The organism is Agrobacterium vacciniicorymbosi (genome assembly GCF_040427045.1).
Taxonomy (GTDB): domain Bacteria; phylum Pseudomonadota; class Alphaproteobacteria; order Rhizobiales; family Rhizobiaceae; genus Agrobacterium.
In genome coordinates, this window is the sequence record NZ_JBETMF010000002.1 from 512,059 (window position 1) to 533,400 (window position 21,342).

General features: G+C 56.7%; 20 protein-coding genes. 8 read left to right on the forward strand and 12 right to left on the reverse strand.

Annotated features, from left to right (window positions below; genetic code table 11):
* The first annotated feature begins 181 nt into the window (after window positions 1–181).
* Entirely contained in the window at window positions 182–2,461 is a 2,280-nt protein-coding gene (parC, locus tag ABUK73_RS05785) for a DNA topoisomerase IV subunit A (RefSeq protein WP_353576418.1), read from the forward strand.
* A 222-nt stretch (window positions 2,462–2,683) separates the two neighbouring features.
* Here the strand turns inward: parC and ABUK73_RS05790 are convergent, their stop codons facing one another.
* The 5 genes from ABUK73_RS05790 to uvrB form a co-directional block, all read right to left on the reverse strand.
* Window positions 2,684–3,151 carry a PRC-barrel domain-containing protein gene (locus tag ABUK73_RS05790; RefSeq protein WP_113086911.1) on the reverse strand — a complete coding sequence of 156 codons (468 nt, stop codon included), beginning with the start codon at window positions 3,149–3,151 and terminating at the stop codon, window positions 2,684–2,686.
* A gap of 102 nt (window positions 3,152–3,253) precedes the next feature.
* Complete coding sequence (locus ABUK73_RS05795; RefSeq protein ID WP_353576419.1) at window positions 3,254–3,688, reverse strand: hypothetical protein; 435 nt, start codon at window positions 3,686–3,688, stop codon at window positions 3,254–3,256.
* Complete coding sequence (locus ABUK73_RS05800) at window positions 3,685–4,182, reverse strand: hypothetical protein (RefSeq protein WP_353576420.1); 498 nt, start codon at window positions 4,180–4,182, stop codon at window positions 3,685–3,687. Before ABUK73_RS05800 ends, ABUK73_RS05795 begins: the two co-directional genes overlap by 4 nt.
* 979 nt (window positions 4,183–5,161) lie before the next feature.
* On the reverse strand, window positions 5,162–6,136 hold the full coding sequence (locus ABUK73_RS05805; protein WP_353576421.1) for an alpha/beta hydrolase: 975 nt from the start codon (window positions 6,134–6,136) through the stop codon (window positions 5,162–5,164).
* Between the two features lie 179 nt (window positions 6,137–6,315).
* Window positions 6,316–9,387, reverse strand: coding sequence for an excinuclease ABC subunit UvrB (gene uvrB / locus ABUK73_RS05810; protein WP_353576422.1), 3,072 nt, complete (start codon window positions 9,385–9,387; stop codon window positions 6,316–6,318).
* A gap of 248 nt (window positions 9,388–9,635) precedes the next feature.
* On the opposite strand from uvrB, the gene ABUK73_RS05815 reads away from it, so the two are divergent.
* The 4 genes from ABUK73_RS05815 (at window position 9,636) to ABUK73_RS05830 (ending at window position 11,085) form a co-directional block, all read left to right on the forward strand.
* Window positions 9,636–9,989 carry a DMT family protein gene (locus ABUK73_RS05815; RefSeq protein ID WP_353576423.1) on the forward strand — a complete coding sequence of 118 codons (354 nt, stop codon included), beginning with the start codon at window positions 9,636–9,638 and terminating at the stop codon, window positions 9,987–9,989.
* A 78-nt stretch (window positions 9,990–10,067) separates the two neighbouring features.
* A complete protein-coding gene (locus ABUK73_RS05820; protein WP_353576424.1) occupies window positions 10,068–10,316 on the forward strand; it encodes a type II toxin-antitoxin system Phd/YefM family antitoxin in 249 nt (82 codons plus the stop codon).
* The gene (locus ABUK73_RS05825; protein ID WP_353576425.1) at window positions 10,306–10,587 is read left to right on the forward strand and encodes a type II toxin-antitoxin system RelE family toxin; all 282 of its coding nucleotides are present in this window, start codon (window positions 10,306–10,308) and stop codon (window positions 10,585–10,587) included. Before ABUK73_RS05820 ends, ABUK73_RS05825 begins: the two co-directional genes overlap by 11 nt.
* Before the next feature lie 30 nt (window positions 10,588–10,617).
* Window positions 10,618–11,085: a GNAT family N-acetyltransferase gene (locus ABUK73_RS05830; protein WP_353576426.1), complete on the forward strand. Its 468-nt coding sequence runs from the start codon at window positions 10,618–10,620 to the stop codon at window positions 11,083–11,085.
* Here the strand turns inward: ABUK73_RS05830 and ABUK73_RS05835 are convergent.
* Window positions 11,082–11,597: a hypothetical protein gene (locus ABUK73_RS05835; protein ID WP_353576427.1), complete on the reverse strand. Its 516-nt coding sequence runs from the start codon at window positions 11,595–11,597 to the stop codon at window positions 11,082–11,084. The two genes, ABUK73_RS05830 and ABUK73_RS05835, sit on opposite strands and share 4 nt — an antisense overlap.
* A gap of 99 nt (window positions 11,598–11,696) precedes the next feature.
* Between ABUK73_RS05835 and ABUK73_RS05840 the strand changes: the two genes are divergently transcribed.
* Window positions 11,697–12,962 carry a DUF1963 domain-containing protein gene (locus ABUK73_RS05840; RefSeq protein WP_353576428.1) on the forward strand — a complete coding sequence of 422 codons (1,266 nt, stop codon included), beginning with the start codon at window positions 11,697–11,699 and terminating at the stop codon, window positions 12,960–12,962.
* A gap of 49 nt (window positions 12,963–13,011) precedes the next feature.
* On the opposite strand, the gene ABUK73_RS05845 is transcribed toward ABUK73_RS05840, so the two are convergent.
* Entirely contained in the window at window positions 13,012–14,430 is a 1,419-nt protein-coding gene (locus tag ABUK73_RS05845) for a PepSY-associated TM helix domain-containing protein (protein ID WP_353576429.1), read from the reverse strand.
* Window positions 14,431–14,521: 91 nt separating this feature from the next.
* Complete coding sequence (locus tag ABUK73_RS05850; RefSeq protein ID WP_353576430.1) at window positions 14,522–14,917, reverse strand: DUF2946 family protein; 396 nt, start codon at window positions 14,915–14,917, stop codon at window positions 14,522–14,524.
* A 167-nt stretch (window positions 14,918–15,084) separates the two neighbouring features.
* Here ABUK73_RS05850 and ABUK73_RS05855 point away from each other — a divergent pair, with 167 nt between their 5' ends.
* Window positions 15,085–16,632 (forward strand): DUF1800 domain-containing protein, encoded by a 1,548-nt coding sequence (locus tag ABUK73_RS05855; RefSeq protein WP_353576431.1) that lies wholly within the window; start codon window positions 15,085–15,087, stop codon window positions 16,630–16,632.
* A gap of 5 nt (window positions 16,633–16,637) precedes the next feature.
* Window positions 16,638–17,819 carry a DUF1501 domain-containing protein gene (locus ABUK73_RS05860; RefSeq protein WP_353576432.1) on the forward strand — a complete coding sequence of 394 codons (1,182 nt, stop codon included), beginning with the start codon at window positions 16,638–16,640 and terminating at the stop codon, window positions 17,817–17,819.
* An 18-nt stretch (window positions 17,820–17,837) separates the two neighbouring features.
* On the opposite strand, the gene ABUK73_RS05865 is transcribed toward ABUK73_RS05860, so the two are convergent.
* The 4 genes from ABUK73_RS05865 to ABUK73_RS05880 all read right to left on the reverse strand — a co-directional run bounded on the left by ABUK73_RS05865 (window position 17,838) and on the right by ABUK73_RS05880 (window position 21,332).
* Window positions 17,838–18,788: an MYG1 family protein gene (locus ABUK73_RS05865; RefSeq protein WP_353576433.1), complete on the reverse strand. Its 951-nt coding sequence runs from the start codon at window positions 18,786–18,788 to the stop codon at window positions 17,838–17,840.
* A gap of 78 nt (window positions 18,789–18,866) precedes the next feature.
* Window positions 18,867–19,349, reverse strand: a complete 483-nt coding sequence (gene greA, locus ABUK73_RS05870) for a transcription elongation factor GreA (RefSeq protein ID WP_113086925.1) — start codon at window positions 19,347–19,349, stop codon at window positions 18,867–18,869.
* Between the two features lie 65 nt (window positions 19,350–19,414).
* On the reverse strand, window positions 19,415–20,623 hold the full coding sequence (locus ABUK73_RS05875; protein WP_113086926.1) for an ABC transporter permease: 1,209 nt from the start codon (window positions 20,621–20,623) through the stop codon (window positions 19,415–19,417).
* Window positions 20,613–21,332: an ABC transporter ATP-binding protein gene (locus ABUK73_RS05880; RefSeq protein ID WP_353576434.1), complete on the reverse strand. Its 720-nt coding sequence runs from the start codon at window positions 21,330–21,332 to the stop codon at window positions 20,613–20,615. The genes ABUK73_RS05875 and ABUK73_RS05880 overlap by 11 nt, the downstream gene beginning before the upstream one ends.
* Between the last annotated feature and the right edge of the window lie 10 nt (window positions 21,333–21,342).

Below are 21,342 nucleotides of genomic sequence, written 5' to 3' on the forward strand. Positions count from 1 at the left end.
TGGATTTGTGCATTTATATCCGGGGCATAGCACCCGTATATTCCATTCGTAGTTTGTAACGAATGGCTGAATTGCGGCATAAAAACAAGATTAACGAAAAATATACGTTTGGCCACCGTCATCCACAGCGGAAAAGTCCTGATTCCTTGCTGGAAATCGGCATTTCCGCTAGTCAAGCAGCATGGGAAAAAATCTTCTTCCTCCGTCCGGCGGAGACGACGACCACGTATTGCCGATTGACCTCAAGGCCGCGCTTGAAGAGCGCTATCTGGCCTATGCGCTATCGACCATCATGCACCGTGCGCTGCCGGATGTGCGCGACGGCCTCAAGCCCGTGCATCGCCGCATCATTCATGCCATGAGCGAGATGGGCATTCGCCCCAACTCGGCCTTCAAGAAATGCGCGCGTATCGTCGGTGACGTCATCGGTAAATTCCACCCGCATGGTGACCAGTCGGTCTATGATGCGCTGGTGCGTCTGGCGCAGGATTTCTCGCAGCGTTACCCCATCGTGGACGGCCAGGGCAACTTCGGCAACATCGATGGCGATGGTGCCGCCGCCTATCGTTACACCGAAGCGCGCATGACCGAAGTGGCGGCCCTGCTGCTGGAAGGCATCGAGCAGGACGCCGTCGATTTCCGCCCGACCTATAATGAGGAAGACGAAGAGCCGGTCGTCATGCCCGGCGCGTTTCCCAACCTTCTGGCAAACGGCACCTCCGGCATCGCCGTGGGCATGGCCACCAGCATTCCGCCGCACAACGCCCATGAGCTGTGCGATGCGGCGCTGCGGCTGATCAAGAACCCCGATGCGACCGTCGAGGACTTGATGTTCGACCCGGCGCATCCCGAGCGTGGCGGCATCGAGGGACCGGACCTTCCCACCGGCGGTATCATCACCGAAAGCCGCGAAAGCATGCTGGAGGCCTATCGCACCGGCCGCGGCGGCTTCCGCGTGCGGGCGAAGTGGGTTGTCGAAGACCTCGGCCGTGGCGGATACCAGATCGTCATCACCGAAATTCCCTATCAGGTGCAGAAATCCCGCCTGATCGAAAAGATTGCCGAGCTGCTTCTGGCGCGCAAACTGCCGCTGCTAGAAGATGTGCGCGACGAATCCGCCGAAGACGTTCGCGTCGTGCTGGTTCCCAAAAACCGGACAGTGGATGCCACGCTGCTGATGGAATCGCTGTTCCGCCTGTCGGACCTCGAAAGCCGCATTCCGCTCAACATGAACGTTCTATCCATGGGCCGTATTCCCAAGGTCATGGCGCTGAACGAAGTGTTGAAGGAATGGCTGGACCACCGCCGCGACGTGCTGGTGCGCCGCTCGCGCTTCCGCCTTGCTGCTATCGACAGACGCCTGGAAATTCTGGGCGGCTTGCTGGTTGCCTATCTCAACATTGATGAGGTCATTCGCATCATCCGCGAAGAGGATGAGCCGAAGCCTGTGATGATGGAGAAGTGGGGGCTGACCGATATTCAGGTCGAAGCCATTCTCAACATGCGTCTGCGCGCCTTGCGCAAGCTGGAGGAAATCGAAATCCGCACGGAGTTCGATGGCCTGAGCAGCGAGAAGGCGGAAATCGAATCGCTTCTGGCATCCACTGACAAGCAGTGGCAGACCATCGCCTGGGAAATCGGCGAGACGAAGAAGAAATACGCCAAGGCCACCAAGCTGGGCGAGCGCCGCACGCAGTTTGCCGATGCGCCGACCGCCGATATGGACGCCATTCAGCAGGCGATGATCGAGAAAGAACCTGTCACCATCGTCATCTCGCAAAAGGGCTGGATCAGGGCGCTGAAGGGTCACATGACCGATACCTCGGCGCTGACCTTCAAAGAAGGCGATGGCCCGAAGCTGGCTTTCCCGGCGCAGACGACCGACAAGCTGCTTTTGGTGACGACGGGCGGCAAGGCCTATACGCTGGGTGCGGACAAGCTGCCGGGCGGGCGTGGCCATGGGGAGCCGGTGCGCATCATGGTCGATATGGAAAACGATCAGGATATTCTGACCGCCTTCGTCCACGACCCCTCGCGCAAGCTGCTTCTGGCATCGACCGCCGGCAACGGCTTCGTTGTGGCGGAAACGGAAATGGTGGCCAATACCCGCAAGGGCAAGCAGATCATGAACGTGGCCATGCCAGATGAGATGAAGCTGGTCGTGCCTGTCAGCGGCGACCACATCGCCGTGGTTGGCGAAAACCGCAAGATGCTGACCTTCCCAATGGCACAGGTGCCGGAAATGTCACGCGGCAAGGGCGTGCGCTTGCAACGCTACAAGGATGGCGGCATTTCAGACGTCAAATGCTTTGCACTGGCAACGGGCCTGACATGGGAAGACAGCGCCGGGCGCTCCTTCTCCAAGGTGGGTGACGAGCTGCTGGAATGGATGGCTGACCGCGCCACCGCAGGCCGCACCGTGCCGAAGGGTTTCCCACGCAGTGGTAAGTTCGGCGGGTAAGCATGCATAGGGCGAGGACGGAGGGCTTCGACACTCTCTTCTTCGTCATCCTCGCCATATGCCGAGGATTTGGCCACATCATTCCCAGGCACAACATGGCAACTATCGTCCATAGGCTCTGCGCTGCCATAAAGGCTCAAACAAAAAGCCCACCGACGATTGGACGAACCAACTGTCGGTGGGCTTGAAGACTGGCGGATATTAGCCGCCTATCTGGATGAATCAATCGTCCAGCTTGTCATAGTCCAGCTTCGGAGCGTTCGTAAGCGCGTCCTTCGTTGTGTCTACATAGGCCTTCCATGTGCCGTTATCATTGTTGATGGCAACGGAAGCAGGGTCGAGAACGACATAGCTCTTGTCGATGCCCAGGAAGCCGCCAACGCTGGCAACCAGACCGATCACGGACTTGCCATCGCCAATCACGACATCTTCAATTTCACCGATATTTTCGTTCTGGGCGTTGTAGATATCCAGACCCTCAAGCTGCGAGGCAGTGAGGTCTGTCTTCTGCACGTTGACGAACTTCAAAGGGCCATTTGCCTTGGTGCCCATGGTGATGCCCGGACCCGACAATGTTGCATCCGCGCCAGAAGCCGCAGGGGCGGCTGGAGCCGGTGTCGACGTCTGCGCATAAACAGCGGAGGCGGACAAAACTGCGGCGGCAGCGAGTGCGAAAACCTTGTTTTTCATAATGTTTCTTCCCTTTCAGTATCGGACACGGTGTCCGGGGGAAGAACGGGCTGGGGTGGGTTTGGTTCCTAGATTATTCGGTAGATTTATGCGCTATAAGAATCAACTAACCGTCTTTTTTTCAATGTAGTAAGCAAGAATGAAGATAAGACCAGACACTAACAGTCCGAACAGTGCGCACATTGCCACTTGGTGCATTTTTGTGTCGCTGTTCACAATGTCCATGTAAAAAGAGTTATCCGAAATTTTTATAGAGGAGATTTGAGGCATGCCAAATGCGCTTGCTGACGCAGAAAAAAACAAAATCGCTGTAAGTGTTTTACAGATTCCGGCGGTGACACGCACCGGTTTTAGATCGAAATAAAACCAGTAGATGTAGAGACCTAAAACTAAAAGTAGTAGCCAAGACAAAGTAAATAATACAACTCTCGCTTCTATGCTTCCTATAAGGTTGATCACGCTGTTTGGCATGTATATTGCTACTGCAGCAGATGCGGATGCAGTAAGGATCACAATCCAAAAAATAGTCCGTATCAACTTTCTGCCCCCTGGCTGAGCTTTTTTTCTATAGCGCGTGATATGATGTATAAAGGTATCATTGTGATAGCTATGATGGAGTAGATAGACGCAAAAAAAAGTGAATCTGCCCATTCTGTAAATATTTTATACGATAAAAAAAATATAAAAGATCCTGTCGCTGTCGGTAGAATTTTTGATGCTAAAATTAGGCACTGATCAGGATATGCATTTTTGAATGCAATATTGTCGTTGCTTGAAAGATTTTCTTTGGAAAATGCCTCGTCAAAATCTCTTCTAAGATCAGATAATTTTTTTTCTAGTTCCAAAGTATCTACAGAAGAGATTCTAGAGTTATAAAATATTCTTTCATCTCTTCTTCTATGTGAGACGAATTTAGACGTTCGATTCTTTACGCTTTTTATGTAAGCGAAACCCTCTTCAGTTTCAGAAAGCTGAAACTGCGTTGATGGATTTCGCTTGGGAAACTCGATCGCGTCAAGGTTTGATGACATTATATTTTCACCTCACCTACTACAATGCAGTTTTCATTGGTTCCAATATTTGAATTTGAGCGAATAGATTTTATTTTATTTATTATTTCCCCTAGAATGTCCAATGTAAGCGCTATATCGGATTCATCCATTACTATCGACATATTTTTCATTTCCGAGTTAGCTACATCATAGAATGACAATTTAATGGATGGGAGAATGATACTGCCAATTATATCGCTTTTCTCGTTGTCAAATATAGGCCGAATATCAACCAAAGAGGAGATGGATTGAAATAGCATCCCAGCATCAAACCCGAGGAACGCAGCTTTAGAGATAGCACCCATCAGTCTAGAGTTAACAATACCCAGGATTAGTTTCTTTTTCTCTTCTGAAAAGTCCGCTAGTTCTTCATCCCTTAACAGTAAGTTCTCTAACTGGAATTGGTTATTCTCTCTTTTTGTATGAAGTATAGATATAGAAAAATTAAATAATTCGGAAATATAATCTTCTGATATCTTGTCGGATAAATCTTTTTTTACAGTCTCAATTTTGATCGAGCTTATTTTTTTTTTCGAAAAATAACCGTATATATAGTTAAGATTTTCCTCGCTTTGCTTAAATAGTTTATTAATATTTTTTTTGTGTTGTTTGGTGCCATATCCTTACTCCTGCAAATCACGTATAGCGTGTATAAGCGACGCTTACAATATGTTTTCGCCGTTGATGAGCTCTTCTTTTAACCTTAAAGGTCTGAGAGTTCGCATTTACTAGCACTAGCCGTTCACTTACGTAAAATTTGGCATTCGATTCCTTTAAAAAATGATAAGCGACTTCCAATTAGTCTCTCCATTAAAACAAGTCGATTTTTTCGGCTTCTATGGCGGCGTGGATCAGTATCACAAGTTTTTAACTCTTTTTGATATTCTTTAAAGGTGCTTGCAGATATCTCCCAATCATTCCTGTTCAGATTTGAGACTGCCTAACGCTTATTATTCAACTACGGCATGTTGTTGTCACTTGAATGGGCCAGTTCCCCATCCACAAACTTCAACGCATCAATAATCGACACTTTCCACACGTCCCAAACATGGTCCCCATCCGTAATCCGCAACTCGGATTTACGGTTGTCGGCTTGCAGGGTTTCGTGGAGGGCGACGGCGCCGCGCCATAGGGAGAAACCGTCATCGTCGCCGACGGTGAGATAGGTGGCGGGCAGGTCCTGGGCTTCGGCGACGTGTTGGGCAACTGTCGTGAAGACGTTCTTTTCGTTGAACAGTCTTGCATCGAAGGGAGTGCCGAAGGCGCCCGAGAAGTGGTCGCCGGTGGAGGGCAGGACGATGCCGCTGGTGACGGTGGTGCGGTCGAGGCGGTGGAAGAAGGCGCTGTCCTGAATGAGTTTCAGCTCGGCGGGCGTCTTGTCCAGATCGGGGGCGGGCACGTTCTGCCAGATTGCGCCGGAAAGGCTGGCGAGGGCGGCGTAGAGGTCCTCATGGGAATAGGCCAGATGCAGTGCGCCGAAGCCACCCATGGAAAGGCCGATGATGGCGCGGCCAGCGCGATCCTTGCGGACGGGCATTGTGTTTTCCACCTGCCTGCGCAAATCCACCGTTAGTGCCGTCTCATAATCGCCGGGACCGCCCACCGCGCTCGAATCCACATACCAGCTGTTCTTCACGCCCGGCATCACCACAACCAGTGGGCAGATGGTGCCGGCCGCAATCATCGCGTCCAGTGTCTTTTCGATGTTGCCGAGATCACGCCAACTGTTCTGATCGCCATCATGCCCGTGCAGCAGATACAAAACTGGCCAGCCATTCTCTGGCGGATCGCCATCCGGGCGGTAGATATTGACCGCCAGATCGGCATTCAGGGCATTGCTATGAAAGGTCGCATCCTTGAGAGAACCAGCGACACCGCCGCCAGCCGTCAAGACGAACAACAAGAGCGATGTTGCGATGATCTTTGCGCGCATTGTTTCCTGTCTCCCTCTGCCGGTTGCAATGTTTCGACAACGCGCGTTTTCACGTGAGGTTCCGAACGAATGGGGTCGGATTCGCCGGGAGGTGTTACGCGTTGGTCAAAGGTCGAAGCTCGGTTTGCGCAGAGAGATGACGCCCTGCGGCAAACAAGCGATGAACCAGAGCGCTGGTGTTACCGCCCCGGTCTTCCGGTCTTGCCCTTCGTCCGTCCCTTGCGCTTCTGCTCGCCGGGGTCTTCGTAGGAGCCTACGCCGACCTTGCCGCGTGCGACGGGGCGGGGGTCGTCCTTGCCGCCTGTAGCGCGTTCGGGCTGGCCTTCCAGCAACGGTGAAAAACGTTTGCCGGGTTCCGTTACCGGTTTCGGCGGGACGTTGCCTTTGACGGGCTTTTCGGTGCGGCCAACGGTCATTTCGTCGAGGGAGTTTTTGCGGAACAGGGGCTTGGCGGTATCGGTGCCGGGGCCCATGTTGTCGAGGGTGGGTTTGGCGAAGAGGGATTTGGCGGTGCCGCCCTCGTGGTTCTCGTGGTTCGAGACGGCCCCCTGGGCCTCCTCACCATGAGGTTCTCCGACAGCGCCGTTTTCGTCAGAAGCACCGCCCTCATCCTGAGGCGCGGAGCCCGTAGGGCGGAGCCTCGAAGGATCCTTCTTTGCACCCTTCTTGCCGCTGCCCTCCAGCGACTTCGCCTCTTCCTTGGCGATTGGGTCGTCCATAGCCGCGAGTTCGGCGGCTTTGAGGCGTTTGATTTCGTCGCGGAGGCGGGCGGCTTTTTCGAAGTCGAGGTCGGCGGCGGCGTCGCGCATGGATTTTTCCAGCGCGTTGAGGTGAGCCTGAAGATTGTTGCCGACCATGTGGCCGCCATCCGCAAAGCCCTTGCCGGATGTGCCGGAGATATCGGCGCGGACGTGGTCGCGCTCGTAGACGCTGTCGAGAATATCCGAGATGCGAGCCTTGACGGATTCGGGCGTTATGCCGTGTTCGGTGTTGTAGGCCACCTGCTTTTCGCGGCGGCGGCTGGTTTCTTCCATCGCCCGCTTCATGGAGCCGGTGATGTTATCGGCATAGAGAATGACCTTGCCATCGACGTTACGCGCCGCACGACCGATGGTCTGGATGAGCGAGGTTTCCGATCGCAGGAAGCCTTCCTTATCGGCATCGAGAATGGCGACGAAGCCGCATTCGGGAATGTCGAGACCTTCGCGCAGCAGGTTGATGCCGACGAGAACGTCGAACGCGCCGAGGCGCAGATCGCGGATGATTTCGATGCGTTCCAGCGTGTCGATATCCGAGTGCATGTAGCGCACGCGCACGCCCTGTTCATGCAGATATTCGGTGAGGTCTTCGGCCATGCGCTTGGTCAGCACGGTCACGAGGGTGCGATATCCGGCCTGCGCCGTCTCGCGGATTTCGCCCAGCACGTCATCCACCTGGCTGCGGGCAGAGCGGATTTCGACCGGCGGATCGATGAGGCCCGTAGGGCGGATGACTTGTTCGGCAAAGACGCCGCCGGACTGTTCCATCTCCCAATTGCCCGGCGTGGCCGAAACGGCAACCGTTGGCGGGCGCATCGCATCCCATTCTTCGAAGCGCAATGGTCGGTTGTCCATGCAGGATGGCAGGCGAAAGCCATATTCGGCCAACGTCGCCTTGCGCCTGAAGTCGCCCCGGTACATGCCGCCAATCTGGCTGACGGAAACGTGGCTTTCATCGATGAACAGCAGGGCGTTGTCGGGGATATATTCGAACAGGGTCGGCGGCGGCTCGCCGGGGTTGCGGCCGGTGAGATAGCGTGAATAGTTCTCGATGCCCGCGCAGGAGCCGGTGGCCTCCAGCATTTCGATATCATAGCGAGTGCGCTGCTCCAGCCGCTGGGCTTCCAGCAGGCGTCCGGCCTTTTCCAACTCGGCCAGACGGCCTTTCAGCTCTTCCTTGATGGAGCGGATGGCGCCGTTCAGCGTGGGGCGTGGGGTGACATAGTGCGAGTTGGCGTAAATCTTGACCGATTGCAGGTCACCGGTTTTTTGGCCGGTGAGCGGATCGAACTCGGTGATCGAGTCGATCTCGTCTCCGAACATGGAGATGCGCCATGCGGCATCTTCCAGGTGGGCAGGGAAGATTTCGATGGTATCGCCGCGCACGCGGAAGGAGCCGCGCTGGAAATCCATATCGCGACGTTTATATTGCTGGGCCACGAGGTCGGCCAGAAGCTGGCGCTGATCCAGCCTGTCGCCAATGGCCATCTGGAAGGTCATGGCGGTGTAGGTTTCCACCGAGCCGATACCGTAAATGCACGATACGGAGGCCACGATGATGCAGTCATCCCGCTCCAGCAGCGAGCGGGTGGCGGAGTGGCGCATGCGGTCGATCTGTTCGTTGATCGAGGATTCCTTCTCGATGAAGGTATCCGAGCGCGGCACATAGGCTTCCGGCTGGTAATAATCGTAGTAGGAGACGAAATATTCTACCGCATTGTCGGGGAAGAAGTTCTTGAACTCTGAATAGAGCTGCGCCGCCAAAGTCTTGTTAGGCGCGAGAATGACGGCGGGCCGCTGGGTGGCCTCGATGACCTTCGCCATCGTAAAGGTCTTGCCCGAGCCGGTGACGCCGAGCAGCACCTGAGAGCGCTCGCCGGAATTGATACCCTCGACCAAGTCCTTGATGGCGGTGGGCTGATCGCCCGCCGGTTCGAAATCCGAGGCCATGCGGATGGTAATCCCGCCTTCGGACTTGGCCGGACGGGCAGGGCGGTGCGGCGTCCACATCTTGCCGTCCTTGAACAGCGGATTGCCGCTTTCAATCAGTGCCGACAGCGCCTCGACCGTGGCCGTCACCGCGCCGGTGGCGAGGTTTTCGGCATCCTCAAGGCTGACATCCATGCCCGCAACGGGGTTAAGACCGGCAGCGGCACGGGTCTTCGGATCGTTGGATGCACCGATGGACACGCCGCGCGATGTCTTCTGGGCGGTCGCCTTCTTATTGACGCTGCCGCCGCTCTTGGCCTTCTCGGCCTCTTCGATGGCCTGTTTGCGCGCCTCGATCTCGATCTTCTTGCGGTGCTTGCCCGCCTTCGACGCGACCTCGCGCTGGGTCTCCACCGAAGACGCTTCGGCCTCGGCCTCCAACTGCTTCACCCAATCGGATACGCTGCCGGAGAGCGGCGCGCCTTCGAAAGGGGCTTGCGGCATTTCTGCGAAGCCATCGGAGCGGGAGGTTTTGTCGGAGGGTTTTTTCGGTGATCTGGCCATGGTCGGAATATGGAGAGAGTCCAGTTGAAAGTGAAGGGGCGGGGCCTAAAATATGAGTACAAACAGGAAACGTTGGGCGCGTCGGAACAAGTTGGAAAGTTTTGCGTTCTTCACGCGCCCTCACCACCCGGTAAAGGGCGCGTCAAAATCCTGTTCCTGTTTGCTGCATCCTGCGCTAAGCAATACGTCGCAAGCCGGAACAGGTTCCCTCTTGCACCAACATTCCCTCCCATTTTCAAAGGTCCGTCATGCCTTTTTCCATAACCCCTGCGCACATCTGGCCGGTTGTCATGCTGATTGCCTCGAATGTCTTCATGACCTTCGCCTGGTACGGCCACCTCAAGCACAAGGGCAGCGCGCTTTTCCTCGCCATTCTCGTCAGCTGGGGCATCGCTCTGTTCGAATATTGCCTGGCCGTGCCTGCCAACCGCATGGGTTCCGAAGTCTATTCGACGGCACAGTTGAAGACGATGCAGGAAGTCATCACGCTGACGGTGTTTGCGCTGTTCTCAGTGTTCTGGCTGAAGGAAAGCCTGACGATCAACCATGTGATCGGATTTGCGCTGATCGCGTTCGGGGCTTCGTTCTTGTTCCGGTCTTGATGGTGGATATGCGCCATCTTGAAAGACCTGTTTAGAGTGCTATTATAAGCACGCTAAATAGCGTTCCGAGGTTCAAAGATGACGCATGTTGTTCTGGCTGAAATGACGGCGAGTGTTTCCGAACTCAAGAGAAATCCCATGGGGACTGTTGCCGCCGGCGAAGGCGCCGCGGTTGCGATTCTCAATCGCAATGAGCCTGCTTTCTATTGTGTGCCCGCCAAGGCTTACGAGGCGATGATGGAGCGGCTTGACGATATCGAGCTGAACGCAATAGCCGACGCCCGTTCCAGCGATGCCGTTATTCGCGTCAAGCTCGATGAACTATGAGCTAGGTTTTCTCGATGCCGCGCTGAAGGAATGGCGAAAGCTGGACAGCAACACGCGTGAGCAATTCAAGAAAAAGCTGGCGGAACGTCTGGAAAATCCACGTGTGCCATCGGCCAAGCTTTCCGGACACAACGACCGATACAAGATCAAGCTGCGCGGTGCGGGTTATAGGCTGGTCTATGAGGTGCGCGACGCGCAGATACTTGTCGTGGTGATTGCCGTGGGCAGGCGTGACCGAAGCGAGGTTTATCGGCTCGCGGAGCGGCGATAGGACATTTCCAAATATCACAGGAACTGAACGATGATGATCAGACCCGCCACCCCATCCGATGCCGAAGGCATGAAAGCCGTTCACGACGAGATATTTGCCGCTGGCCTTCGCAAGGTTCCAGGTGATCTTGCGCAGGTGCGGGCAAACTACATCGAGGCGGAGAACCGCATCGATTGTTTCGTGGCTGTGGATGACGAAGGACGGATCCTGGGCTTTCAGTCTCTGCGGCATTCATGGTCCGACAATCCCTACGGTGTAGCAGAGGGCTGGGGCATCATCGGCACCCATGTCAGCCCGCGCGCTGCTCGTCAGGGTGTTGGCTCGGGGCTGTTTCGTGCGACCCTGGCTGCTGCCAAGGCTGTGGGGCTTGAGAATATTGATGCGAGCATCGGTGCGGATAATCCGCTGGGGCAGGCCTATTATGAGGCGATGGGGTTTCGGACCTATCGGACGCCGGATGGACTGGTTTGCAAGGTGTACCGGGTCGATCATACTTAAGGTATGAAATACAAGCCAGCGAACACGGCTATAGGGAGCGCATTAACGCGGCTGAGTAAAGGGCCACGGTGGCTGATGGTCAAAAGCTTCGCTAACATGTGATATGGCAAATAGAGCGCTATGTACCAGCCCAAAAGTGTCGCAAATCCCTCTAATCCGTGAAGCCAGCCGACATCCTCGACAGACGAGCGGCGGATTGTTCCGTTGATTGCCCCAAAGCCCGTTAGAAGGACTACCATAATGGGTACTATGAAGTAGCGTCTATCCGGTGCCGGTCGCTCCGAAGAAGGCATTTGAAAATACCGCCACGCCTCTATTGCGTAAAAGCTTAAGATAGGGGTCACGATAATCAGCGCAATTTTTGCGATTTTCAGTGTTTTTGAATTTGGTAAACGCCAAATGCGGGTTGTGTACTGAATAATCCATAATAGATGCGCGGAGACGAGTACGCCCACCGTCAACAGGACGAAGAGCATGTAAAATATGAAAGATGGAGTGATATTCCAGAACACATCTGCCTCCTGCGCGAAACAGCTTTACCGTTACCGCCTGCAGACATAGGTTTCCATTGAAGTTTTAACAGCTCAGGGCTGTGTTTCTGGAGGAGTATCATGCGTTTGAAAACGATTCCAGTCCTATTGCTGAGCGCAATTGTGTCCGTTTTTCCGGTCAACGGAGGTTTCGCGCAGATGACTGAGACAATCCAGCTTCCGCAATCACGTGACGACCTTACCAGTCGATTGAAGCAGGCAGGGATTTCTGTCGCTGGCACCAAAAGTATCGTGACGCTGGCGAGAGACGCGCAGGTTCTGGATACGACATCCGAAGATGAGAGCCGAATTCCGATTGGTGCGAGCAAATTCGGTGGGCGGCCCGACTTGCCGGACACTATGCCATGGCCGGTGCGACCTGCGTATGAAGATGGTATGGAGATGGCACGTGAACTGGAGACGGATGCCGCCAATCTTTATGCCGATGCAGGCCTCGTACCGCCCTGGATGGGGAAGGAGGGGCAAGCTTTTCTCGAGGCACGAAAGAGATTTAACAAAGAGGTGAATGCAGGGACGTTGGCACTCTTCAAGGAGGCAGACGTTGATCTGAAAGGAGTCGATCTAGACAAGATATTTCAGCGTTCATCCGAAGGTGTAAAAGAGGCAGCAGATGAGTTGCGGGCAAAAGCTGATGCCGTTGCCGAGCCATTCCCACTGACTTTCATCGCGCAGATCGATCTTGAAGTCATGGCGCAGAAGCGGGGGTTCGCCTCAGATCTGCCGAGGAAAGGCAGGTTGCTGTTTTTCTACGACCTGCCGCAGATACCGGCGGGCTTTAAGCCACAGTCTCGGGTCGGATGGCAGATCATTTACGATGAAACCCCGCGCGAAAAGCTCAAACGGGTCGATGTTCCATCCGTGCTGATGGATTTCCCGGCTGTAGCGGCTCTTTATCCCATGTCTGTGACGAGCCGGGCGATCGTCAGCACCATTCCGATTGCCAGTACCTCATGGGACGTTCTGCAACCCGCATCAGGTCATGACGAACAAACCTATCATGAGTGGCTGTATTCTCTGGGGTGGCCCACCGAGGAAGGTGGCGGCAATCATCAACTTGGCGGTTGGCCCCGCGCCATTCAGTCCAGCATGCAATCCCAAAGCCAGCTAGCGTCGAATGGTATCTATGCCGGGACATCTGATGCTTATGATACCGATGCCGCCAAGGCTCTCCTCACACACGCAGACGACTGGCAGCTGGTTCTTCAAATTGGAAGCGATAAAGCCGCAGGAAACGATTTGCCCGGAGCCATCTATGTGCTGATGAAAAAGGACGATCTGAAAAACCGTCACTTTGAGAAGGCATGGGTCGTCTACGAACAGGATTGAGCGTTTTGTCGCTGTATTGAAATGGCCGGGATTGCTCCCGGCCTTTATTTTATGCGGCTTTGTGCCGGCTGAATTTTTGCACCGCTAAATCCAATCCCAGCATTACCACCAAACTCACGCCCACCAGCGGGAAAATCATGCCGCCGATGGCGAGCAAGACGATGAGGCCGTGAAGGACGCGCTTTTCTTGTGGCAGGGGCGGGACGCCTAGCGAGCCTTTTGGGCGGCGTTTCCACCACATGACGCCGCCGGAGACTGCGAGCAGAATGATGCCGAGGCAGGCGAGGGTGAGGATGATCTGGTTGGCAAGGCCGTATTCTTGGCCCATGTGGACGTTGATGCCCCATTCCAGACCTTTGCCCAGCGGGCCGTAATCGGCGTAACTCATGTCGATCAGGGGTGCGCCGCTATATTGGTCGAGATGGACGACGCGCTGCTTTGACAAATCGTCCGGATAGACAGAGCCGCTATAGACGCCGGTTGTTGTCGTGGGCAGGGCTACGGTGTAGCCGGGCTGGAGGCCTAGCTGGTTGAAGCGGGCGATGGCGTTGTCTATGCCGATGGGCGGCATGGTCGGGTCGATATCCATCGGGGCCATGGCATCGCCATGGTCCATATGCTGGCCGTGATCATGGGTGCTGGATTGCGGGATCTGCGCTTGCTCCAGCGACCATGAGGTTTTGGCCACGTCATTCAGATGCTGCCCAGACATGGGGACATCCACCCGCACGCCAGCCGGGTAACCGAAATTATTGCCGTTGGCCCATTCATTGACCTTGGCACCCCAGACGCCGGACCATGGCATGCCTGTTATGGCGAGGAAGACGATGAAGACGCCGACGAAGATGCCTGTGACGGCATGGGTATCGCGCCAGAAGACGCGCTTTTTCGGCGTGCCGCGCACGGTGATGACACCGCCTGTCTGTTTGCGTGGCCACCAGAGATAGATGCCCGTGGCCACAAGAAGAATGGACCAGCCAGCCGCGATTTCGATGAAGTAGCGCGCGAAAGTGCCGAAATATTTGAGGCTGTGGATATAGCGCACCGTCCACATGACGGTGCCGCGATCCGGCAGGGAGCCGAGGGTTTCGCCGGTGTAGGTATTCACATAGACGGCACGCTTGCCATCCGCCGTGTTGACGGTGATCTCGGTCGAAGCGCCAGGGTCGGCAGCTGTCGTATATTTGACGGCTGTGCCGGGAACGGCTGATAGTGCGGATGCGATGATGGCGGATGGGCTGGCTTGCGGGGCGTTCTGCACCATTTCGATGCGTTTCAAATCGGCATGGATGATGCCGTCGATCTCGTCCTTGAAGAGATACAGCGCGCCGGTGATGGCCAGCGAAATCATAAAGGGCAGAACGAAGAGACCGGCATAAAAATGCCAGCGCCAGACGGCGCGGTAGAGGTTGATGGAAGAAGATTGCGCGGCCTGGCGCTCCCCTTCGAAGGAGGTGGTGACGGACATGATATGTCTCCGCTAGACAATGAGGTTTGACGGCCAAACTGCGCAACAGCGGTTGCGTGCGTGCTTCAGGCCGAGGCTTTTCTCAGAGTTGCTAAGCGAAGGGAGGGGCGCGGGGCTGGGATTCGCGGTTGGGCGGCTGCGGCGATAGTTTCGCTTCGGCGTGCTGGAAGCGGCCTTCGATTGCGAGGGCAAAGCTGCTGACCGGCTCAGTCGGCGAATCCGGAAGGATAATGGCAGCGGCGGTTGCAAGGCGACAGAGCGTGCCGCAACAGTTATTGGCGAGTTTGCCAGCGGGGTCCTGCTTGCCAGATGCACCTTCCGGCATGTGGCTGGAACAGATGATATCGCCAGCCGCCAGTGCCACCGAGGCCATATTGCCATTGGCAACACCGTTGACGAGGCCTTGTAGCAAAAACAGCAGAAGCGTCAGCGTGGCGATAGCGCCAGCCGAACTCCTGTCCTGCATGATTTTGCGAATGAACCTCATGATTTTTGACGTGCCACAGTTTTTCCCCATTGTCACTGCGACAAGCTGTGCATCGCGGCTGAATTACAAATTGTCCATGTCGGAAAAACGCCACGATTTTGCAACCTTTTCGCCGGAATTGGCTGTGATTCTCCTGCGCATATTACTGTTGGCAGGAGTGGCGAAGAATGGCTCCTTTTTCTCCAACGATGGCGGCGATCCGCTATGGCTATGGGCTCTCGCCCGGCCAGGTCCTAAACCGAAACGCAGACGATCTTTTAGTCCAGCTGGCTGATGCGCCGCTGAAAGACGCTTTCTTCCCGATGGGCGGTGCATTCGAGGCGCGGCAGCGGGCGGATGATCTGGCCGAGGGGCTGATTGCCATTCGACCCGTCAATAATGACGGCGAGCGGGACCGGGATGCCCGTAAAATCTTGCAGCAAAAAGCCGAGCAGAGCTTTCAGCGCGATAGCATGGCGCGGGTCATGCAAGCGGTGTTTTCTCCCTATGGTTTCCATGAGCGGCTGGCGTCCTTCTGGACCGACCATTTTTCCGTCAATGCCCGCAAAGCCCTGCCCATGCGAGCCATCACGCCGCTTTACGAGGTGGAAGCGATCCGCCCGCATCTGGCCGGGCCATTTCGCGATCTGTTGCAGGCGGCGGTGTTGCACCCGGCCATGCTGATCTATCTGGATCAGAACCGTTCTGCCGGACCGGAATCCGCTGCTGCGGGAAACCGAAAAGCCGGATTGAATGAAAACCTCGGGCGAGAATTGCTGGAGCTGCACACGATGGGTGCGGGCAGTGGTTACACGCAGGACGACGTGCGTTCTGCCGCGCTGGTCTTGACCGGCATGACGGTGGATGACCGCTACGAAATGCTGTTTCGTCCGCGCATGGCCGAGCCCGGCCAGATCAAGGTGCTGGGTGTCTCCTATGGTGGGCGCAAGCGCACGGCGGATGACTGCCTGTCCATGCTGGACGATCTGGCCACGCGGCCTGAAACCGCCATGCATGTCTGTCGCAAACTCGCGACGCATTTCGTGGCCGATGAAGCGCCACCTGAACTGGTGACGGCCATGGTGAACGAGTGGAAGGCGAGTGGCGGACATCTGGTGAAAGTCTATGCCGCCATGCTTGACCACCCGCGCGCATGGGCCGAGCCGGGCCGCAAGATGAAGCTGCCTTTCGACTACGTCGTGTCCGGTCTGAGGGCCTTCGGCATCAACCAGAAGAACTGGCAGGATCGTCTGTCTCCGGCTGGTGACGACGAGGCCGCCCTACCAACTGCTGCTCCGCAATCCGCCATGAAGGATGGAGATGAGCCTGCCGCCATGAAGCCTGATGGCGGAGAGATGGTGATGGAAAAGCCAGCACAGGCAATGACGCCCGATGTCGCTCAGATGCAAAAGCCGAAGAACAAGCAGAGCCTTGCGCGGACGCTGACGCTCGCTTCGTTGCGCCGCATGGGCCAGCCGGTCTGGCAACCGCCAAGTCCGGCGGGTTTCGAGGAAGGCGTGGCCTCCTGGCTCTCCCCCAGCCAGATGAGCGAGCGCATTTTGTGGGCGCGCAAGGCGTCTGATTCACTGGGTGGTGACATGGAGCCGAAACGGCTTCTGGAAGTCGCCATGGCCGATATGGCGCGGGACGATACGATCCGCGTCGTCAGCCAGGCTCCCAACCGTGTGAGCGGCATGACGCTTGCGCTGTCTTCGCCAGAATTCAACAGGAGATAGGATCGATGGCCTTCTCTCAGGATATGCTCATCAGCCGCCGCAGTTTTCTGGCCACCGCGTGCTGTGCGGCGGCGGTGCCTGCTTTCTCGCCAGTCAGTTTCGCCGCAATGCCGGGCGACAACCGCTTCGTGACCATCGTTCTGCGTGGCGCGATGGATGGGCTGGATCTCGTACAACCCTATGGCGACGCCGCCTTTGCGGGCTTTCGTCCGACACTGGCGCTGACGCCGGATACGGGACTAATCGATCTCGACGGTCATTTCGGGCTCAACCCTGCCGCCCAGCCGCTGATGCCGCTTTGGCAGGCAAAAGAGCTTGCCTTCGTGCATGCGGTCTCCACGCCCTATCGTGACCAGCGCAGCCATTTCGATGGTCAGGATATGCTGGAAAGCGGTGCTGAACATGTCCACGCCGAACGCACCGGTTGGTTGAACCGCGCGCTCTCCTCCATTCCGCGTTCGGATGACCGCAAGGCCATCGACATCAACACATCGATGGAGCTGATCCTGTCCGGGCCGAACGAAGCCGATGTCTGGGCATCGACTTCCAATATGACCATGGCGGCGGATGATGTCGGTTTCTTTAAACGCCTTTACGCCAACGATCCGGATTTCAACCGCGTGCTGGCAGAAGCCTTGCGCACGGACATGTCTGCGGAACAGTTGTTTCAGGATGAAAAGCGCGGGCAGGGCATTCGCGATGTTGCCAAGCTCGCTGGTGGTTTGCTGCGGGAAGATTACCGCATCGCCAGTTTCTCCGTCGATGGCTGGGATACGCATGCGGGCCAGAAAGCGCAATTTGCCCGCACGGTCAAAGACCTGACCATTGCGCTGACGACGCTGAAGGACGCGCTGGGACCGGATGTCTGGAAAAAGACCGTGGTGCTGGCCATGACGGAGTTCGGGCGAACCGCGCGTGAAAACGGCACCGGCGGCACGGACCATGGCACCGGCGGCGTGGCCATTCTTGCCGGTGGCGGCATTGCTGGCGGTCGTGTGTTGGGCAACTGGCCGGGGCTAGGTGACGGCAAGCTTCTGGATGACAGAGACTTGATGCCGACCGGCGACGTACGCGAACTCGCCGCCGCCATGCTCTACCGCCAGTTTGATGTGGGCAGTGAAGCGCTGACCAATGGAGTGTTCCCCGGCCTCAGCTTCGACAGGTCATCAACCTATCTGAAAGTGTGATCCGGGGTTTGCGACCCATCAACCCGCAGCGCTGACTTTATGAGCTTCGGTGCGCAGCGCTTCTTCAACGGCAATCTCTGCCATGGCAAGCGCTGCTTCACGGGTTGTGGCGGCGGCAATGAAGCGACCGTTGTGACAGAAGGTTGCGCCCTCCACACCGGATGCCGCTTCCAGATCACCATTCGTCAGACCGGCCCATGCGGCGGGCAGGTCTGCGCGAAGCTCGAAACCATCTTCAGCGCGCCGAATCCCGGTCAGGCACCAGTCCTTGTCGCGAGGATGGACGACGAAGAGCAGGTGATCGGCACCAGCTTTGACGATTGCCGGGCGGAAGGGCATGCCAATCGGCAGTTCCAGAACACGGCCTTCGCCCGTCGCTTCAATGGCCTTCAGCACCAGCGTTTCAGCGCGCAGCTTGGCGGCTTTCTTGCCAATGCTGGCTTCTACGAAACTGCGTGCAATGGCGAGTGCGGCGTGGAATGCGCGATCATCGGCTTCTGGGTCTTTATTATCGAAGGCAGGCTTTAATGTTTCCAGCAGGGCTGGCAAAGTCAGGCCTGCAAGCTGTCCCGCCGTGGAAGGGCTCAGTGCGCCATTGTCCGTGAGGTCAATGGGCAGCACGAAGCTGCTGTCGAAGGACGTATGAATCGCGTCGATATCGGATTGCGGAACGCCATAATCGGCAAGATAGGCGTGCCCGTAATGCTTCCAAACCAGACCGAAAGAGCTGTATGGCTGGCCGTCTTCACGCAGCGGCGCACCGCGCTGGTGGTGGTCGAAAATGCGCGCGTCCGCGTCATAGGCGCCGCCGACATCGTAAATGATGCGGTCGGAGCTTGATGTGATCCACTCGGGCGCACGGCTGCGAACGATTTTCGCTTGCGGGAAAAGGCGGGTGAGGATGACGCTGGACAGCAGTTCATCGGCATGAAAGCCACCGGAATGGGTGACGAGGAAATCCGCTGTCATGGAAGGACGGCCTTATTGTTCGTGGAGAGCGCTATTGACGACCAGATATCGTTTGTCAGCCATCCCCGCAAGCGGCCATCAGGCTATTGCGCTGATTTCCAGCTCTTCATCACCCAGGTTTACAAGGTCTCCCACCGCTTTTCCCAGAAGGGCGCGGGCTACCGGAGATACATAGGAAATCGTGCCCGCTTTCGGATCGGCCTCGTCTTCGCCAACGATGCGGTAGGTCTGCACGCGACCGTCCTCGCGGCTGAAAGTAACCTTGCTGCCGAAAGCCGCGACCTCGTGGCTCTCAGGTGCAGGCACCAGCTGTGCCGTATGCAGACGTTCGGAGAAATAGCGCAGATCACGCATGTGCGGCGCAGCCTGCCTTCGGCGCTCGTTGATGTCCTCGATGGCATTCGCCTCATCGAAAGCAGCGCGGGCTTCGCTGACCTGACGTTCAAGCGCTTTCAACCCCGCCTCGGTGACGAGGTTGGGATGTGGCGAGACAGGGCGATCCGGCAGCTGTGTTTCTGCTGCGGTTTCGGCACTCTCTTCTTTTACGAAAGCTACACTCACTGTCGAATTCCTTTATCCTGTTCTACTCATATGGAGAGTGCGAACAGGAAAGGCAACGGGGAGGCTTATTCGTGCCGCAGCGCTTCGATAGGGCTGAGGCTTGCGGCGCGTCTTGCCGGGAAGTAGCCGAAGATCACGCCGATGGCTGCAGAGAAAGCAAAGGCGAGCGCGATGATGGACGGGCTGGTGACGAAGGGGACACCGAGGAAACTGACGACGCTATAGGCAAGTCCAAGCCCGGTCAGGATACCGGCAATGCCTCCGAAAGCGGATAACATCACCGCTTCCACCAGAAACTGGGTCAGCACCTGCTTTTCCAGCGCGCCGATGGCAAGGCGAATGCCGATTTCGCGTGTGCGCTCCGTGACAGACACCAGCATGATGTTCATGATACCGATGCCGCCGACCAGTAGGCTGACGGCAGCGACTGCGCCCAGAAGACCGGTCAGCAAGGTCGTCGTGCCGGTCATGGCGGAGGCGATCTGTGCCATATCGTTGACGGTAAAATCATCGTCACGGCCAATGGCGATGCGGCGGCGCTCGCGCAGCAGGTTCTCGATATCCGACTGGACTTTGGAGGTGGAAACGCCATCCTGCGCCGAGACCATGATGCTGGAAATGGTCGTGGTGCCGCCAATGCGCCGCTGATGGATTTTCAGCGGCATGATGATCGTGTCATCCTGATCATCCCCCAGACCAGATTGACCCTTTCGCGCCAGAACGCCGATGACAGGGCAGGAAATGTTGCTGACGCGGATGGTCTGGCCGACGGGATTTGCGGCGCCGAACAGCTCCTGGCGCACGGTTTCGCCGATGATGCAGCCGATCTGGCCGCCACGATCTTCTGCAGGCAGAAACTCCCGCCCAAGCGCCAGCGTCCAGTCCTGCACGGTCAGGTAATCATTGGTGCTGCCGACGACGCTTGTGGAGTGATTCTTTCCGCCATAGATGACGGTTGCTGCCGAACTTCTGTTGAGCGGAGCGACTGCACGAATGCCACTGAGCTGATCGCGCATGGCCTGAATGTCGTGATCGTTGAAGCGCTTGGCCTCGGTGCTGGCACGCCCGGGCCCAAACTGGCCGGGACGGACGAACAGCATGTTGGTGCCAAGGCGCGATAGCTCGGATTTCACCTGCGCAGTCGTGCCATTGCCAATCGTCACCATGGCAATAACGGCGGCAACGCCGATGACGACGCCAAGGACCGTCAAGAAAGAACGCAAGATATTGCGGCTTATGGCGCGCAGAGCTAGGCGTGCGGTTTCAAGAAACATCGGCAGCCTCCAGCTTTTCCTCGGCGCTATCGGATGCCAGATGACCATCGACGAAGCGCAGCAGGCGGTTTGCATAGGCCGCAATGTCTTCTTCATGCGTCACCATGACAACGGTGATGCCCTTATCGCGGTTGAGCGAGGTGATCAGCTCCATGATTTCGGTGCTGGTTTTCGTATCGAGATTGCCCGTCGGCTCATCCGCCAGAAGCAAAGCGGGGCGGGTGACGATGGCGCGGGCAATGGCCACGCGCTGCTGCTGACCGCCGGAAAGCTCCTGCGTGGTGTGATGCTCGCGCCCGGTAAGCCCCACCTGAGCCAGCGCTTCCATGGCCTGCGGACGGCGCTCTGCCGCCTTCATGCCGCGATAGATCAGTGGCAATTCCACATTTTCCACGGCGGAAGTGCGAGGCAGAAGGTTGAAGCCCTGAAACACGAAGCCCAGCATATGGCGGCGCAGAAGCGTCAGTTGTTCATTGTCGAAGCCGCTGGTGGGCACGCCCTGAAACAGATATTCGCCGGCGCTCGGCGTATCCAGGCAGCCGATAATGTTCATCGAGGTCGACTTGCCCGAACCGGATGGCCCCATGATGGCAACGAATTCATGTTCGTTGATGGAGAGGCTCACACCATCCAGCGCACGAATGGTCGCTTCGCCAACGCCATATTGTTTGACGACCTTGCGAAACTCGATGAGGGGTTGGGCTGCCATTCGCGTCTCC

Coding starts and splice junctions, on each gene's coding strand:
- ABUK73_RS05815 (WP_353576423.1), top strand. CDS start 9,636: ATGCCTTTTTCCATAACCCCTGCGCACATCTGGCCGGTTGTCATGCTG.
- ABUK73_RS05805 (WP_353576421.1), bottom strand. CDS start 6,136: ATGCGCGCAAAGATCATCGCAACATCGCTCTTGTTGTTCGTCTTGACG.
- ABUK73_RS05825 (WP_353576425.1), top strand. CDS start 10,306: ATGAACTATGAGCTAGGTTTTCTCGATGCCGCGCTGAAGGAATGGCGA.
- ABUK73_RS05850 (WP_353576430.1), bottom strand. CDS start 14,917: ATGAGGTTCATTCGCAAAATCATGCAGGACAGGAGTTCGGCTGGCGCT.
- uvrB (WP_353576422.1), bottom strand. CDS start 9,387: ATGGCCAGATCACCGAAAAAACCCTCCGACAAAACCTCCCGCTCCGAT.
- ABUK73_RS05855 (WP_353576431.1), top strand. CDS start 15,085: ATGGCTCCTTTTTCTCCAACGATGGCGGCGATCCGCTATGGCTATGGG.
- ABUK73_RS05820 (WP_353576424.1), top strand. CDS start 10,068: ATGACGCATGTTGTTCTGGCTGAAATGACGGCGAGTGTTTCCGAACTC.
- ABUK73_RS05790 (WP_113086911.1), bottom strand. CDS start 3,151: ATGAAAAACAAGGTTTTCGCACTCGCTGCCGCCGCAGTTTTGTCCGCC.
- ABUK73_RS05875 (WP_113086926.1), bottom strand. CDS start 20,623: ATGTTTCTTGAAACCGCACGCCTAGCTCTGCGCGCCATAAGCCGCAAT.
- ABUK73_RS05845 (WP_353576429.1), bottom strand. CDS start 14,430: ATGTCCGTCACCACCTCCTTCGAAGGGGAGCGCCAGGCCGCGCAATCT.
- ABUK73_RS05840 (WP_353576428.1), top strand. CDS start 11,697: ATGCGTTTGAAAACGATTCCAGTCCTATTGCTGAGCGCAATTGTGTCC.
- ABUK73_RS05860 (WP_353576432.1), top strand. CDS start 16,638: ATGGCCTTCTCTCAGGATATGCTCATCAGCCGCCGCAGTTTTCTGGCC.
- ABUK73_RS05865 (WP_353576433.1), bottom strand. CDS start 18,788: ATGACAGCGGATTTCCTCGTCACCCATTCCGGTGGCTTTCATGCCGAT.
- ABUK73_RS05800 (WP_353576420.1), bottom strand. CDS start 4,182: ATGTCATCAAACCTTGACGCGATCGAGTTTCCCAAGCGAAATCCATCA.
- ABUK73_RS05830 (WP_353576426.1), top strand. CDS start 10,618: ATGATGATCAGACCCGCCACCCCATCCGATGCCGAAGGCATGAAAGCC.
- ABUK73_RS05880 (WP_353576434.1), bottom strand. CDS start 21,332: ATGGCAGCCCAACCCCTCATCGAGTTTCGCAAGGTCGTCAAACAATAT.
- parC (WP_353576418.1), top strand. CDS start 182: ATGGGAAAAAATCTTCTTCCTCCGTCCGGCGGAGACGACGACCACGTA.